12 protein-coding genes are annotated in these 17979 nt (G+C 21.7%); 11 read left to right on the forward strand and 1 reads right to left on the reverse strand.

Annotation, left to right across the window (positions count from 1 at the left end; genetic code table 11):
- Window positions 1-453 precede the first annotated feature (453 nt).
- The 7 genes from OC710_RS00420 to OC710_RS00450 all read left to right on the forward strand — a co-directional run bounded on the left by OC710_RS00420 (window position 454) and on the right by OC710_RS00450 (window position 9594).
- Window positions 454-1677 (forward strand): DnaD domain protein, encoded by a 1224-nt coding sequence (locus OC710_RS00420; RefSeq protein ID WP_004994822.1) that lies wholly within the window; start codon window positions 454-456, stop codon window positions 1675-1677.
- Window positions 1678-2637: 960 nt separating this feature from the next.
- Window positions 2638-3498 carry an ATP-binding protein gene (locus tag OC710_RS00425; protein WP_004994821.1) on the forward strand — a complete coding sequence of 287 codons (861 nt, stop codon included), beginning with the start codon at window positions 2638-2640 and terminating at the stop codon, window positions 3496-3498.
- A 67-nt stretch (window positions 3499-3565) separates the two neighbouring features.
- Complete coding sequence (locus OC710_RS00430; protein WP_004994819.1) at window positions 3566-5203, forward strand: ATP-binding cassette domain-containing protein; 1638 nt, start codon at window positions 3566-3568, stop codon at window positions 5201-5203.
- 157 nt (window positions 5204-5360) lie between these two features.
- Window positions 5361-6221 (forward strand): DegV family protein, encoded by an 861-nt coding sequence (locus OC710_RS00435; protein ID WP_004994816.1) that lies wholly within the window; start codon window positions 5361-5363, stop codon window positions 6219-6221.
- Between the two features lie 36 nt (window positions 6222-6257).
- Entirely contained in the window at window positions 6258-7187 is a 930-nt protein-coding gene (locus OC710_RS00440; protein WP_051049955.1) for a CCA tRNA nucleotidyltransferase, read from the forward strand.
- A gap of 89 nt (window positions 7188-7276) precedes the next feature.
- On the forward strand, window positions 7277-8224 hold the full coding sequence (locus OC710_RS00445) for an HD domain-containing protein (RefSeq protein WP_004994812.1): 948 nt from the start codon (window positions 7277-7279) through the stop codon (window positions 8222-8224).
- A gap of 203 nt (window positions 8225-8427) precedes the next feature.
- Window positions 8428-9594 (forward strand): AAA family ATPase, encoded by a 1167-nt coding sequence (locus tag OC710_RS00450; RefSeq protein ID WP_004994810.1) that lies wholly within the window; start codon window positions 8428-8430, stop codon window positions 9592-9594.
- A 184-nt stretch (window positions 9595-9778) separates the two neighbouring features.
- Here the strand turns inward: OC710_RS00450 and OC710_RS00455 are convergent, their stop codons facing one another.
- Window positions 9779-10570 carry a hypothetical protein gene (locus tag OC710_RS00455; RefSeq protein ID WP_004994808.1) on the reverse strand — a complete coding sequence of 264 codons (792 nt, stop codon included), beginning with the start codon at window positions 10568-10570 and terminating at the stop codon, window positions 9779-9781.
- A 1084-nt stretch (window positions 10571-11654) separates the two neighbouring features.
- On the opposite strand from OC710_RS00455, the gene OC710_RS00460 reads away from it, so the two are divergent.
- The 4 genes from OC710_RS00460 to OC710_RS00475 all read left to right on the forward strand — a co-directional run.
- Window positions 11655-12281 carry a sigma-70 family RNA polymerase sigma factor gene (locus OC710_RS00460; protein WP_054598490.1) on the forward strand — a complete coding sequence of 209 codons (627 nt, stop codon included), beginning with the start codon at window positions 11655-11657 and terminating at the stop codon, window positions 12279-12281.
- Window positions 12282-12409: 128 nt separating this feature from the next.
- Window positions 12410-13564 carry a hypothetical protein gene (locus OC710_RS00465; protein ID WP_054598489.1) on the forward strand — a complete coding sequence of 385 codons (1155 nt, stop codon included), beginning with the start codon at window positions 12410-12412 and terminating at the stop codon, window positions 13562-13564.
- A 1421-nt stretch (window positions 13565-14985) separates the two neighbouring features.
- On the forward strand, window positions 14986-15207 hold the full coding sequence (locus OC710_RS00470; protein WP_425306757.1) for an HU family DNA-binding protein: 222 nt from the start codon (window positions 14986-14988) through the stop codon (window positions 15205-15207).
- Between the two features lie 1262 nt (window positions 15208-16469).
- Window positions 16470-17979 (forward strand): hypothetical protein (locus OC710_RS00475; protein WP_304514961.1); only part of this gene is annotated, 1510 nt, incomplete at its 3' end.

Here is a 17979-nt window from a genome sequence, read left to right on the forward strand (position 1 = left end):
GTCACCGAAAGGTAACCAATCAACAAATACACGATATCAGAAACAAGAACAATAGGAATAAATAGCTAATCAACCGCGAGGAGAAATTAGTTCTCGAAAGAGAGTAAATTATGGAAAGCCGGATGCTGGGAAACTTGCTTGTCCGGTTTGGACGGGGGCTGATTGTAAATAAAACAGCAAAGATAAATCGCTGAATAAAACGCAATTAATCTATCCGTATCTTTAGGGATTAAAGGTAATTTTCAAAAGAAACTTTTGGTATATAGAAAAGATAAAGACAATTGTTGCAGGTGCAACAAATTAATTCAAAAAATTAAAATTAATGGTCGTAGTTCTTATTTTTGTTCTTTTTGTCAATTAAAATAAATAAATATATATAATATTCGATCAAATTATTATTTATTTTAATTTTGATAAGGCATTTGCGGTAACATTTAAGGAAGGTTACAAATAATGATTAATTCAAATATAATTAAAATTTATTGTTTTAATAAATTGTCTTTAGAAGATTATAAAGTACTTAATTTATTATATCAACCTTTAATCGGAACTATCGCTATCTCTTTATATAATATTTTATATTTTTTAAACGAAAGTAAAAATAATTTTGATAATAATTTTAATATTACGCATCAAATGTTATTTGATTTATTGAATGTAGATCAGAAAACTTTTAAAAAAAATAAATATAAATTAGAAGCTCTTCGTTTATTAGAAACTTATTCTAATGAAAATAAAGATATCATTTATATAATTTATTCTCCGGTTCAGGTTCATAATTTTTTTAAAGATCCTTTGTTAAGTCACTTTTTTTTAAGTGAAGTAGGTAATTATTATCATTGTTTGCAAAAATTATTATTAAATAAGTCTCCTATAATACCTGAAAATTTTCAAAATATAAGTAAAAATTTTGTAGATATTTATGGAGTTAATAAAATTGCTATTGATCATTCTTCATTGTATAATCATTATTCATCCGATAATGTTGCAATGCCGCCTAAACATTTGGTTGTATTTAAAAAATTTTTTGATTATGAAATGTTTTTGAGTAATTTGTCTGAGCGCTTTAAAAAACCCTTTTTATTGGAAAACGAAAATATTGATTATATTGTTACTTTAGGCTTTGTTTATATGTTGAAACCTAAAGCAATGGCTATTTTATATCAAAAACTTTTTCGTCATAATTATAATCAAAATATTGATTTAAATATTTTAAAAGACTATTTATATGAACAAAATGTAAAAACTCAACAAAATATTAAAATCATTGATGCTACTGATTATCAACAAGAAAAAAATGAAATGATTTTATGCTTAAAAAGGTCGCATCCTATTAATATTATTAAAAGTTTTGGAAAAAATATTAATATGCATAAAAGATTAAATCATGATTTATTTATGTTAATTCAAAATAATAAAAATGTAGATATCGGAGTTATTAATGCTTTGCTAATGTATATTTGTAAAAAGAAAAATCATGATATTCATTTTGTTTTATCTTATAATTATTGTAATACTGTTTTAAAATCGTGGTTAAAAAGAGGTATTGTTTCTACAGAAACAGCTTATAATTATTTAACAGCAGAATTAACAAATCATATTAATAAATTTAATTCCTCTCGTAAAGAGGTTGCTTTACCTAAATGGTTAGATGATTTTATGAAAAATTTGCATTAATTATGATCAGTATTTTCATAAGTTGTATATAAATTATGAAAATATCCATACCTTATTGAAACAATTCGGATAATTATGTAAATTATTAAATTAACTAATAATGAAATAAAAGTCATTAGGCTCAAGGATAAAGCGACTTTTTAGTAGTCGGAGGAGTAAAACTTAATTTGGAATAATTAAGTTAATCGCCCTCCCAAGATGAAGGTTAACGGCTTTTATAGGGCGAAAGAAGTCAGTAATTTATTGTTTATTCAATGATAATAAGGGAATTGGTGTTTATGTTAACAACTATTTTTGATCCAGAAACTAAACTTTGGCGAACATTGAATATCATTCAAGATTGTTCATTAAATGTTCAACCAGAACTTAAAACGCTGGATTAATAATATAACTCAACAACTACTATCAAACGTTCAATCATATCACGGTCCATAAGGAATGTCGAATGGGAATATTGATAGTTAAAAACTATATACGGTATTGGAAATCCTAAAAATTAAACAATACCACCATAAATAAGTCAATGACCTTTATTTAATCAAAAAATACATAACATCAATATAGAATGATAAGGATAAACAACTAATTAGTGGTGACACAAAGTTAGTCGGATAAAAAGATCACAATTTATTATTCAAATTTTACTTTAATATCTGTTTTAATTTATCATTAAAAAATAAATAGTCACTAGAAAACATGATATAATAAATTCAGTAATAATTTATTTATAAGCTACAAAATAGCGAATAATATTAATAAATAAATTGTAGATTTTAGGTAAATTGTTAGTCTGTTTTATTAAAAAAGTGGCAATTACTGGCAATTACTAATAATTAATGAAATGAGGAAATGATTAATTTATATTTATTCTAATTTAGAATAAAAAATTCAATTTTTTATTGTTTAGTTTTATAAAAATTTAAATTTTAAAAATATTTAAATTTTTATTTAGGAGTTATTATGGATTCATTAGAAGAATCAAATTTTAATTTACAAAAAATTAAAAATTATATTAAAAATCATCCCGAAACGAAACATTTACAAATTAAAGACGAAGATTTAATTATTGTTTTTAATTATTTAAATAAAAAAGATAAGCCAAATCCTTTTGGATATAAATTGGTTTTAAAAGAAAGACCTTATCTTCATGTAGCTTGGCAAGAAACTACGAAAACTAGACAAATAGATTGGCAAAGTAATTTGCAACAAAAAAACATTTTATTTAATCAAGAATTAGATTTATCTAATATAGATGTTAAAAAAATAAAACCTATTTCTAAAATACAAAAAAGTATTTTCCAGTATATGAAATCGTTAATAGAACAATATAATTCTCCTGATTTTAATATTAAAAATAATAAGGGTTTATATATTTATGGTCCTTTCGATTCAGGAAAAACTTTTATGTTAAAGGTATTAGCTAAAATGTTATTGCAATGTCACATTCCTTTTTTATTTATTGTAATGTCTGATTTGGTTAGACAATTTAAATTTCTTTGGACTCAAGATATTATAGAAGATAAAGTAAATCATTTAAAAAAAATTCCGTTTTTAATTTTAGATGATTTTGGTTTAGAAAATATGAATACTTTTTTTAGAGATGACATTTTTATACCTTTATTAAGTTATCGTTACGAATATAAATTGCCTGTTTTTTTTAGTAGTATTTTGAATCAAAATGATTTAAAAGACACTTTACAATTAAATACAGATTTGATTAATACTACTAAAGCTGCTAAAATCATTAATTTAATTCAAAAATCTACTTTATTATATGATTTTTCAGTTAATATTACTAAAAATAAATTTTCATTGACATAAATTTACAAAAATATGAATAATAATTTTATATATCAATTTAATAAAAATAAAGGAGATTAAGAATAATATGATTCGTTTTATAGATGTTAATTTAACATCGTCTGACGATGAAACAATTTTAGAAGATATTTCTTTTAATTTGCCTAGTCGCGGATTTGTTTTTTTATCAGGTAAATCAGGTTCAGGAAAAACCAGTTTATGCAATCTTTTATCAGGCTTAGAAAAAGTAAGTTTTGGTAATATTATAGTAGCTCAAGAAGATTTATCTACTTTTTCTGATTCTGAAATGGCTAATTATAGAAATGGTATGGTTTCTAATATCATGCAAGATTCATATTTTATTAATGAATTAACTATTTTGGAAAATCTACTTTTAGCCATTAAATTACAAAAACGCGTCGTTAATGAAGAACTTCATAAGCAAATTCGAGAATTATTTAAATATTTTGATTTATCTATTGGTTTGTTAAAGAAAAAACCTTTTGAATTATCTGGTGGACAATTACAACGCGCTAATATAATTAGAAGTTTGATTAAAAATAATAATTTGTTAATAGCTGATGAACCGACAGGTAATTTAGATGCGGAAACTAGTATTTTAGTTTTTAAAAAATTAAAAGAGATTTCTGAAGAGAAATTGGTCGTTGTAGTAACGCATGATATTGTATTAGCTACTAAATATGCTGATATTATTATTAAAATAAATAAAGGTACTATGAAAGACTTTTTAGTTCGTAAAAACAATCAAATTTCCGATACATCTGTAAATTCTACATCGGAAGATTTAGATATATTATCTTATGTTAATAATTTTGAAAAAAAATATTTTGTTTCTAAAATTAATGAATCTTCTATATTATTTAAAAATGATCATTTGTTAGATGTTAGATCTATTTCTTCTGATTTACCTTTGAAAGAAGTTTATCGTATTGGTAAAAGTTTAACTAAAGCTCATTTGAGAAGAAATATGTTTATGCTAATTGTTAATGCGCTAATTTTTATAATCTGTCGCTTGGCATTAGTATCAAATAATTTTTTATCAAAAATAATTTGGTACAAGTTATCATTGTTTAAGATTTTATATTTGGAATTTGATGCAGAAGTTTTATCGTTTTGGTCAACTGGTATAATTGGATTCATATTTGCATTACTAAAATATTTAGTACTGCCTTGGTATATTTATGTTACAGCCAAATCGTTTGTAAAGCTTCAATTTATGATTTTTTATCGTACTGTAGGTATTAGTCGTTCTTTAGGCGCTAATAAACGAACTATTAATAAAATATTATTATATTTGTTTGCTTGTTTTATGGGTTTATTTGCGCTTACACAACAAATATTGTTTTTCCTGGTTCAAAAAGTGATTAACGCAGTTCCGAATAATGACTTTAATTATTATTCTGTGTTTGTAGATAGAAAATTGATTCCAGGTTTGAAACACATGAGTTATTTTGAACAAAAAGAATCATTAATAAAATTAAGTCAACAAGTTTATCAAAATGTATTCGCGCATGCATTATTTGATAGTAATTTATGTTCCAGTGGATTTTTTTCGTTATCACCTAATTATCGCGATATAATTGGTTTTGTAGGATTATTTATTTTTTGTTTAGCATTTGTATGGTTTTTATATACTGTTCTATATTCTAATAAATTAAACAAAGAAAAACCTTTAATGATGCTTAAAAAAGATAATAAAATTTAAAATAAATAAATTTTTATGATTAATGATAAATAATTTATTTTTTAATCAAATATAAATTTGATTTTTAAACATTTAAATAATAACTCAATATTTTAAAATATATTTTTAGTAAAAATTGAGTTATTAATTTATTTTTATTAAAGGATTTTAATTTCATATGAATAAAATTATTAAGGTAATCAGTACTTCCACTAGTTGTTTAGATTATTTTCCTCAAAAACATGATATTGGTTTACTTAGATTACAAATTTTTTTAAATAATCAAGAATATCGAGATGGTGAAAATTTAACTGCAGATCAGTTTTATGAAGCTTTAACTAAGAATCCTCGTATAATTGCTACCACTTCTCAACCACCTATAGGAGAAATAGTTGAATATTTTCGTCAAATAGCTCGTTTAGGATATAAAAAAATTTTTGTCACCACTTTATCAAGTAAATTAAGCGGTAGTTATAATAGTATTTTATCTGCTAGCAAAATAGTTGCTTCTGAAATAGAAGTTATAGTTTTTGATACTCAAAGTATTGGTTTTTGTGAAGCTTATTGCGCTTTACAAGCTGAACGTATGTTTTCGGAAAATTGTGAGGTTTCAAAAGTTATAGAATATTTAACAAAATTACGCCAAAATAATAAAATTTTTTTTATAGTAGATTCGTTAAATCGTTTAATTAAAAGTGGTCGCTTAAGCACTACTAAAGGTTTTTTAGGAAGAATTTTTCACATTAAACCTATTTTAAAATTAGAATCTCCTGGTGTTATTACAATGATTAAAAAAGTTTTTACTTTAGAAAAAGCTTTTGATTGTATTATCAAAGATGTTCAGCAATACGCGAAAAATCAAAAATTTTTATTACATGTTTTAACTTCAGGGCAGCCTTTAATGAAAAATAAATTAATAGAAACTTTAAAAAAAAAGTTAAATATTAATGATATTTTAGAAGTTACTATTACTCCGGTAATAGGAGCTCATGTAGGGAATAATGTACTTGGTGTGGGATTAATCATTCTGCCTTCTTGATTCAGAATGTGTTTTAATCATGGGTGTAAATAAGATATGTTAAATTTTAAATTATATATGGATAAAGCTAAAAAAATTTTAAAAATATTAAAAAAAAATAAAGCAGAAGCATTTGTAGTAGGAGGAGCTGTTCGAGATTTTTTATTAAAAAAACCTATTACAGATGTAGATATTACTACTAACCTTTTACCTGAAGATGTTTGTGAAATTTTTGATATACCAAAAAGAAGAATTCGTTATGGATCTGTCAAAATTTATTTTGAAAATAATTATTTTGAAATTACTACTTATCGCAAAGAAGCTGCATATTTAGATTTTAGGCATCCTTCATGTATAATTTTTATTCAACATATAAAGGATGATTTACAGAGACGCGATTTTACAATTAATGGACTTTTGTTAGATGAAGATGATAAAATCTTCGATTATGTGGGCGGAATTAAAGATTTAAATAATAAAATTATTCGTATTATAGGTAATCCTTATCAAAAGTTAACCGAAGACCCTTTAAGGATGTTAAGAATTTTTTATTTTAAAGCGAAATTAAATTTTTCTGTAGAAGAAAATGCGGAAAAAGTTTTGAAAGATAATATTTTTTTGATAAATAAATTACCAGTTTATCTGGTATTTAAAGAATTCAATAAAATTTTAAAACAAAATTTTGTTAATGTAGCTTTTAATTATTTATTGTATACTAAAGCTATTAATTATTTTAAAAGTTTAATTACCGGAATATTATTTTTTATTGAGCATAAATTAGAAAATATTGATGCAGATTTTTTTTTAGTAATTGCTGTTTATTTAAATTATCAAGTAATTTATGATTTTCCTTTGACTTATTGTCAAAAAATGAACATTATTAAATCAGTGACATTATTAAAGCAAAAATATCAATGTTTATCAAATTTAAATAAATTTGAATTAGAAAATTTACAAAAAAAATTTTTAAAAACAGGTTTATGTTAAATTATTTTTGTGTGCGAATGGATTTCTTTTTAAAAATTTTATTACATAATAATAGATTAAATAATAATAAAAAATGAGTTTAAAAAAGTATGATTTATAAAAAAAACCAATTACAAATTTTAAAGAATGCTGAAATAGGCAAAAAATATCAAATTTTTGGGAAAATTACTAATATTAATAAAGGTGATAATTTTTATAATGTAGATGTTTTATTAACGGAAAATGAATATATTAATATTAAAATAGAAAATATAAATTTAACATTAATGACAGAAAAAATTTATATTTTTGAAGTCATTAAATATTTAAAACAAAATAAATATTACTGGAATTGCGAAAATGTAAGTTTAATTGAGAATATTTTGAATTTAGAACAAATTTATCAAATTTATTCTTGTTTTTTTACATGTGCACCTTTATCTTTTGATAAAGCTGATTTTTTAATTAATAAATATATCGCTGCAATTAATAATTCTAATTTGAAGAAAATTACAACTATTTTGTATAATAAATATAGAATACCTTTTTTAATTTCACCTGCTGCTTTTAAAATGCATCATAATTATTATGGTGGATTAGCTTATCATACTACTAATATGTTGCAAATTACTTTAAATTTAGTCGAAAGATATAATTTTTTAAATTTAGATTTATTATATGCAGGAATTATTTTACATGATATGTTTAAAGTTAAAGAATTTAATTTTGCAAAAAAAGAATATACTAAAGAAGGTGTTTTATTAGGGCATTTAGTTTTATCTGTTAATTATGTTCATGAAGAAGCTTTTTTATTGAATATTCAGGATACAGAAGAAATATTATTATTAAAACATTTATTAATTTCTCATCATGGTTTGTTAGAATATGGAGCTTTAAAAATTCCTCAAACAGGAGAAGCATTTTTATTATGGCATTTAGATAATATAGATGCAAAACTAACTTCTTTAGGGGAAATGTTTGCTAAAACTTCTGAAGGTAGTTTTTCAGAACCTTTAGCAGTTTTTGATAAAAAATCTTTATATAAACATAATTTATAAATTGTATTTATATTGTTTTAATTAATAAAAAAAATTAAAATTTATATTGTGGATTAAAAAGGTTTGTTTTTATTTAATTTAGCTTTAATTTATCAAAAATTTTTTATTTAATAAATAATTAATTATTAAAAATATTTTTATAGTTTATAAAAAGAGTTTTTTATTATTGTATTTTATCTTTAATATTTTGAAGGAGTATTCAGTTGGAAGAGCAAACAAAAAATTTATCTGATGATAAAGTGCTAAAATTATCAGAAGCTAAAAGGCAAAAATTATTAAAAAAAACAAGATTATTTATAATAATGCGATTGATTATAGATTTTTTATTATTGATTATGGCTCTTATATCTTTAATTTTTATTTTTAATAATAATTTTTATTTAAGAAAATTAAAGAGTGATACATCGTCACAAGATTTACAAAATTATTATAATTTAGTTAATGATTCTGACATATCAGAAACTTTTTATCCTACTAATAGTGATAATTTCCCTGATTTTGCAACTTTATCAGGTTTTGAGAGCGAAAAGAGAATAGCTAATTCATTTATTTTATATGTAAAAAAACCTGAAAAATTTAAAAACCTTGGTCTAATTGACCCTCCTTCGGGTATTTTGTTATATGGTACCCCTGGAACAGGAAAAACTACTTTTGCTAGAGCTATAGCTAAAGAAACGCAATTACCTTTTTTTGAAGTTAGTGCTTCTATTTTTTCTAAAAAATATAGAGGACAAGCTGTGCAAATGATTAGGAATTTGTTTAGGGATGTACGTAAAATATCTAAAAAATATCCTGGAGTAATTCTTTTTATAGATGAATGCGAAACTATTTTTTGTAAATTAGAACGTTTATCTGGAGATGCAGAAATTATGAATATTGTTAATCAATTTAAAACAGAATTGACTTCTGTGGAAAATGATCCAGAACATCCTATTTTTATTTTAGGAGCAACTAATAATTTTATGCAAATCGATGATGCTATTAAATCTCGTTTTACTTATTCTATAAAGGTTAATCCTGGTAATAAAAAAGAACGTCGAAAATTTTTAGAGTTTTTAATGGAACAAAAACTTAAAAATCCATATAGTTTGGAAGCAAAAAATTTTTTGTATGAAGTAATTAATGAAGCTTTAGAAAGAATAGATACAACTAAAAATTATGATTTTTTAAAAACTAATCGTACTTTAGAAAATTTAATGAAATCTGCTGCTATGAATTTTGCTACTAAAAAAGCTAGTAATGATGATGATAGCAAAGAAACTGTTGATATTGATGATTTAAAAGAAGCTTATAGTAGAATTATTGTTACCGATACAGACTTAACAATATTAAACCAAGTGGAACAAGAATTAAAAAATCAACAAAGTTAAATAAAATATTTTTAAAAATTTTATATTTTATAAATTAAAATTAAAAATAACTAAAATAAATTTCAATAAATCGATATGCATTTATTTAAAAAAATTATTTTAGTTATTTGCTAACATTTAGTTAAATAAAAAAAGCTGTTTATTGCAAACAGCTTTTATTATTTTAAATTTTTATATTTTTTAATCAAACTTGAAATTTATTCATATTTAAATTAGGTTTAGTTATTTTATACATTTTATAAATAATTAATTTGTATGCAAAATGTATAATAATTAAACAATTGGTAATCATAAAAACTATTAAAGTAGGTTTCCAATATTTCAAATCGTTATTAATAGTATTATTATTTTCATCAAGAGTAATATATTCAGAAGAATTTTTAATTTCAATTTCAGGCAAATTAGTTTTAGGAATTAATATTTGATGGAATATTAAATTAATTTGACCTTTTATATCATTAAGTTGATCAATAGATTTTTCGAAATTATATTTAGCGCGATCATATTTTAAATTAGAAGTGAGGTAATCTTGATTATTTTGTTGTGTTTCGGCTTCTAACATAAATTCTTCACCTTTGGTTTGAAAATAAATTGCACTATTTTTTTTATTAGATTCTATTTCTAATTTGATATTATTTAATTGATATTTTATATCTTTATTATTCGCGAAATAAAGGCTTATTTCTAATAATTTAGCAGCATCTTCTTTTGTTTGATTAACTATTTTCTTCATAATAAGAGAATTATTTTTTTTAACTTTATTAATTAATGTTATATAGATCTTTTCCTGTTTTTCTAAAATTTTCAAAAGTAATTCGTCTATATTATTTTTAAGATCTTTTTGATTAATATTCTCTATTTCTTCGATGTTTAATACGTTTTGTTCTCGAATATCATCTAAAAAAGTTTTTAATTTATCTTCATCTTCTGATGATAATGTCTTTAACTCCTGCTTTAATTTTTGTGTTTGATTCAATTCTGCCTCTAAAATACTTCGATATTGGAAAATTTTAGTTTGTAAATCGTTTTTTTTTTGATTATTAGCAGATAAAGAATGAGCTAAAATAATATGAATTAAATAACATTTTAAAAATAATATTATCAGGATTAAATATTTAAATAATAAAATATTTTTTTGATTTTTTTCTAAAATATTTATATTAGCTATTTCTTTCTCTTTTCTTTTTTATTTTTAAAAATATGCAATAAACAATAAATAAATTTTTTAATTATTAATAATATTTTTTTAAATATTATTATTAGATAAATTTTAATTATTTTTTATAATTATATTTAATTTTTTTCAAATTTTCAAATTTCATTTTAAATTATCATTTTTTTAAGTTAGGTAATATTAAGATATTTCATCATTAGAATATTCTAATAATATAAAATATCTAATTTAATTATAACATAAAAAAATAATTATTATATAATAGCAAAATATTAATATATTTTTTATTTATAGATAATTACTTTATTTGTCGTTATTTTGTTATTTTTTATAGATCTATTTATATTTAAATTTGATTTTTGAATTAATTTTTTATATATCATTAATATTTTTTCATTTATTTAAATGATAAAAATTTAAATTTAATGTTTAAAAAATTTTTTAACTTTAATCTACAATTGTATCAATATTTTGAAAAAAAATATTGATTTTTTTATTTTTATAAGAAATTTTAAACTTTTTTACCTAACTAAATAAAGAACAACTGAAAGTTATAAAATATTTTCTATATACCAAAAAAAATCAAATTTAATAAGTTATATGTTTTCATATCCTTATTATTAAATAAATTGGAGAATTTATAAGAAAATAAGTTTAATTTAAGTTTGTTTAATTGGTAAATATTTATTTGCAACATAATAAAAAGATCTTGATTAATGAAATTGATGTAATAAGAAGAAATTTAAAGTTTTTTTATATTAATCTAAATGAGATTTGTTTTTTTGAGTGTGAGAACGTTTTTATAAAATTGTTAATTTTAATAATATATTTTCGAGATTTATTTTGTTTTATTATCAACTTTAAGAATGTTTTAGAAAGGAATGATATGCCAAGAAAAAAATTATTTTCACTCTTTTTAAAAAATAAAAATAATTTATCTATTAGAAATCAATTAATTGAGGTTCATACACCTTTAGTTTATAAAATTGTTAATCAATTCAAGTATTATCCTTCCATTTTAACAAAAGCCGATCTGGTTCAAGAAGGTTTTTTGGGTTTAATTCGTGCTTTAGGTTATTATCAAGATCAAGGTTATGATTTTATAGCTTATGCGCGGCCAACTATTAAATTTGTAATTCGCGAATTAATTCGTCATAGTCATATTCCAATTGTTCCTCAAAAAAATTCTTATGTCGTTAATACTAATTTTCAAGAAACTATTTATTATTCTTTTGCTAACTATTCTTTAGATCCTCATCAAAATTGGTTAAATCAAGTAGATTATGAATTTTGGGTTCAAAAAATAAAACAAAATTTAAATGCATCAGAATTTAAAATTATTGGTTTAAGTTTTGGTTTTTTTAATTATTTTCAATGTCATAAAAAAAATTCTTATCGAGAAATAGCTTTATATTTGCAAATGTCTCCTAAAAAAGTTCAAAAAATACGAAAAAATGCTCTTCAAAAATTAAAAAGAAAATTAAAATATCTTAAATTTTTTTATAAAAATTAAAAAAGTTAATAGGTTTAAAATTATTTAAAAATTTGATATTTTTATTGATGTTTCGCTATGTTATCTTTAACACACATATATATATTAAATTTTAAAGTTAAAATGAATGTATAGAGAGTAAAAAAAATATGAAATTATTAAAATTAAATAAATTTTTAATATATATAATTATAATTATTTTTATTTGTTTATTTAATAAAGATTTTTTAAATTTATGCGCTTTAGAAATTAATAATTATGAAAAAGATTATAATTTAAAATATTATGCTGTTAATTGGCGTCATGAAAATGGTCATATGTTTTCAGAAAAAGCTCATGTTTTTTACAAAATTTTTCCTATGAAAATGTTTCCTTGTAAAACTTATCAAGAATTCGCAAATACTAAACAAATTATAAAAAATACTACTATTTTAACTAGTAATTTGTTATTTCCTTTTAGTAGAATATTTAAAATATTAGATACAATTCAAGAAGTAGCTAGTGATAAATATATTCACGATTCGGATGATAAAATTGCTTTTATTAATGAATTATTAAAATATTTAATTAAATATTATCCGGAAAAAGGTATATTCTTTTTTGATCTTGATCAATTAAATGAAATTTATTATGTTGATATAACCTTTTGTAATTGTGATATGTCCAAATCTTTATTTTCTGTGAGTCATGAGTTATTTAAAAATTTTTTACAAGATGAAGTTGAAAAAATACCCTATATAGAAATTTTTATTAATGAGGCATCTGAATTAGAAATATCAGAATTAAACCTCGATATTAAAAATTTTTGTCGACAAACTATTCAAAATGATTCTGTTATTAGAAATAAGATTAAGCAAATAATAATTAAAAAAATTCAAGATAATATAGGCCGACAAATTACTAAAACTTGTTTTAGTCAAACAACTAAATTTATTTCAAGTAAATTAATTGGTAATTTATTATTACCAGGTATCGTAGAAAGTTGCGAAATGATAAAACAAAATCAAGATTCGACCAAAAATATTCAAAAAAATATTCGTTTGTATTTAAAGAATTATAATTTTGAAAAAACATTAGGTTTTGCTTTTGATTATAATAATTTGACTAATCAATTAGAGGTTTTTTCATTAGAACAAAAAAGTCTATCAACTGGATTATATGCTAATTTTCTTGATAAAATAAATATTTTAGATTCTACCCATATGTTGATTAGTTTTTTGCAACCAAAAATAAAAGGGAAACCTAATATGAATTTAAATATTTATGGTAGCAAAGTTAAAGTAAATTTGAACTCAAATGATTAAATTAAAATATTCATAATTTAGAAATTTTCATTTATTGATGATTTTTATTTATTTTTCATGTTATATAATAATTATGTTATTTTGTAAAATTTAATATCTAATTTTATTTACTATAAATAATCAATAAAAAATGTTTTTTATTGTCAATATGATGCTTTAAAAATTATCTTTTTTTCAATTAATGTTTATAGAAAGTTTATAAAAGTATTTTAGTACTTATATAAATTTATATTGATTTAATCAATTATTAAATAAAATATTATATAAATAAAAAGACCCTTTTGTTAAAAAAGTCTTTATTGTTTAAAATTTTTTTCTTGATTAATAATGGAAAAATAATAACGGATTGATATTTTTAGTTTTATTATTTTAGATCATTTATGTTTTAAAAATAAAGATTTCAATTGAATTAGTGATCTTATTTAGAAATTTATATTTTTCATTATATTATTTTATAATAACTAATTTTTTAATTTTATTTTTAAGTTAAATTAAAAATAATATTTATTTTTTAACTATTTTTTTAACTAATTTATGTTATTGGATGTATTTAACATCTTTTGAAATTAAATATCAATATTATACTGATAGATTATTGGTGTTTCATTGATACGGTTTGTCTATTACCAACGACCCCCGTCCAAACGGGGCGAGCAAATTTCTAAGCACACCGTTTTTTCCATAAATATTGGATAATTACTCGCATAATTGTTTTGTGTGTCCTCATGATTTCCAATGGTTTCCGATGGTCTAGGGTTTGGTTCTGTACTATTACCTCCTTTTTTCAATCATAGCTGTTAGTATACTCTTTGACGGTTTCCTGCGATCCTAATATATTAACTTTATCATGCACAAGAGGATTCTCAATGCTTTCAACCATCATCGAATGTTTTTTAGTACTTTTTTCTTGCGGATGTAATTGTGGAGCATCTTTTGGAGGATATCATTATTAATGACATCGAAAACCTTCAATGTAAATCTTAATTAGATAGTAAATGACTTTGAATCTTTGTTTGATTCGCTGTTCTCGAAGTAGGGAGTTATCAATTGTTCCAGGGCTTTTTTAAACGATTCTATTTGCATGGTTTAGATTCCAAAAAAGGTCTGGTTTTATCCTTTCCCTCGGGAATATTCACTCTTTTAACCGGTTTCGGGTTATATTGGTTGTGAACATATTTTTGGTGATATTTCTTAATTTATTTAAGTCCATATCATTTATTATTCTCCCGTCTAATCCTAATAATCAACCTATTTCTAAGAAAGGAAATTGTTGATAATGAGTGATACCATGACAAAAATTTATTGTAGTACTTATTTCCAAGACCATAGTAATTTACAAAAAAAATCAACCCAAAGGAGAAATAATTATATGACTAAAAAAAGAATTAATAAAAAAAATCGCTGAAGCCAATAAAGCTACCATTACTGCTACAGAAACATTTTACAAAACCTTCGAGCGTGTTTTAATCGAAGCAATTGCATCCCATAAAAAAGTAATTTTAGCACCTACCATTGGTAGATTTGTCTTAAAATCACGAAAAGCCTACATTGGAAGCAATCCACAAACAGGAAAAAAAATCAAAATCCCTACTTCCACACGCATTATTTTTAAAGTAGCGGGTAGTTTAACAAAAAGAAGTTAAATCCTTAGTCCTTGAAGAATAATTGCAAGTAAGAGAAAATAAATGATCAGTTTTTTAACCATTTTTACTTTTTTTAGGGAGATATTTTAAAGATTTTCAAAATCCCGAAGTATCGGAACATAGATACGAAATGATGGCTACTGTTTTTTTAAGTATCTTCATCTATTCAGGTTTTAAACCACTTTTTCATTTTTTAAATAATATTATCTTTTTCGTAAAAGATCTTATCTTTGGTTTGTTTTTTAAATCTAAAAAAATAGGTTTTATTAGAACAAAAAAGCATGAAAAAAGCAATGCAACACTAAAAAATTGGTATTAAAAGGTGAACAAAATTATCAAGAATCGCACTACTCCCCTATTCACTACACAACCAAATGAAGAGGTTACATTGGTAACATGGAATAAAAAATAAAGAAAAGAATTAATAATAAAGACCAATTTTAAAATTGGTCTTTTTTATTTTTTCAAACAAATGAAAAAAGATATCTTATTATCTTTTCTAATTATTCGTGAAGAAAAGCTTTATTTTTATTTTTTATTTGATACGATATTTTTTTGAGCGGTTCATAAAAATGGTTAGAAACATTAATTAAAGATATTTTAGATATAATTTTTTGTATGTTTTATTTTTAAATTTTCACTTAATCAAAGGAACTATTTTAAATCTTATTAATTTTTTTGAATGTTGACGGAAATATTAATATTTGATAAAATTAATTACATGTTGTTAAATTAAAAATTAATTTAGTGTTTATAAATTTGATATACTTATTTCATTTATAATTATATTTTTATTTTAATTAAATTTTAATTTAAATCGGTTTTTAATAAATAATTATTAATAAATTATTAATATAGATAAATTAAATTATCTATTAATTCAATATTTTTTTATTTTTTATTTCTTATTTTTAATAATCTATTATTTAAAATATTTTATTAATTTTATAATTATTTTTTATTTTTTTGATATTTTTTTTGATTTAAAATTATGATCATAACAAATAAATTTTTATAAAATGATTTTAATTTTGTAAATAAATTTCAAATTTAATAATTATATAAAATTATTTTTTTGTTAAATTTAATAAATATATTTATTTTCTTGTATTTAATGTTTTTAATAAATTATGAAAAGCATTTTAATTAAAAAAAGATTAATAAAATTTAAATAAATTAACGGAAAAAGGTTTTTTATTGTGTTTGAAAAGTACCTAAAAAATAAAATTATTAAATTATTAATTGCAGTTTTTATTTTATTTTTGTCATTAAATCTTTTCTTAATAATATTTTTTCAATTCAATAATAATATTAAAAAAACTAGATTATTTTCTTCTAATAAAAACATAAATAATTCAGAGAAATTAAAAATTAATATATTTGATATAATACATCCTAGAATTAATATAAATGTTTTACCTGATGAGAAAAAAAAAATATTTTCAATGGATCCCAATCTGTCTTCAAAAGAAATCATTTTACTTTTAAAAGAAAAAATATTGAATCAATTTCAAGAATTTAATCAAATCGCAAAATCTTACGCATTATCACAAGAAGATGCGAATATAAAAATTAATAAAAATTTATATTATTATGATCTTCCTGAAGATGAAAACAGATATCTGCAAAAACACCTCCACACAGATCCTAAACTTTCAGACGAAGAAACAATCCACATTCTTGCATCCAAGTTATTATCAGAAATTAGTGTAAAAGAACGAAGATTTCAAGAATATGTTTTATTTTTGCAACAAAAATTAAATCATAAAATGATTAGTGTGGATGATTTAAATATAAAAATAATTTTAAAAAATAAAAAAATGCCAGATATATTATTTTACATTATGATGGTAAACACAGTTTTAGAAGAAACACAATATAGAATAACTATATTAAACGAACAACTTAAAGACGATCAGAAATTACAATTACTCGATCATGATTTTATGAATACTAGGGATTGGATGAATAATGAGGAAAAAAAGATATTGTTAATAAAGCCTCAAATTTCTTCACAAGAAATGATTTTAATTTTAAAAGAAAAAATAGCAAATCAATTTAGACAAAGAAATCAATTGGCCAAATATTACGATGCAATACAGCAAAAAGCATTACCAATATTGCCTCAAACTAAAAGATATATTTCAGATGAAGATGTTTATCTACAAAATATTTTTAATAAAAATTCCCACAAGAAGGAAGATGAAATAATCGAACATCTTCAACAATCATTGTACCAAGAATATGAAAACAAAAAATCATTATTAAAGTTATGTGATATAGTCTTAAATCGACAAATTTTTCCACAAATTTACTATATTAATTCAAATGCAATGACTTTTGAAAATCACATAAATGAAATGGATCAACTTCTAAATGATCCAGTGTATGTTTCTTTTATAAGAATTCAATTAGATGATGCAATAAAAAAATTAATGCAATTACAACAACATATAAAACAAATACAAGATCAGGTCCTTATAGATTTAGATCAAACACAAAGAGAATTAAAAAATACAAGGGACGCGCGTGATAAAATAAAAGAAAAATTAAATCAAAAAAAAAAAGAATTAAAAGATGCACAAAATAAAGCAACTAAAGACTTAAGTAATATTCAAAAAAAAGCTGAAAAAGACTTAGCCGATAAAAACCAAGTAATCACGGAGCAAGAACAAACTATTGCAAAATTAAATAAAGATAAAACTGATCTAGAAATTGCTAAAACTGATCTAGAAACTGCTAAAAACCAATTAATCACGAAGCAAGAACAAA

Origin of the sequence: 'Vigna radiata' phytoplasma (genome assembly GCF_030586915.1) — a bacterium.
Classification (GTDB): Bacteria; Bacillota_I; Bacilli_A; order Acholeplasmatales; family Acholeplasmataceae; genus Phytoplasma; species Phytoplasma australasiaticum.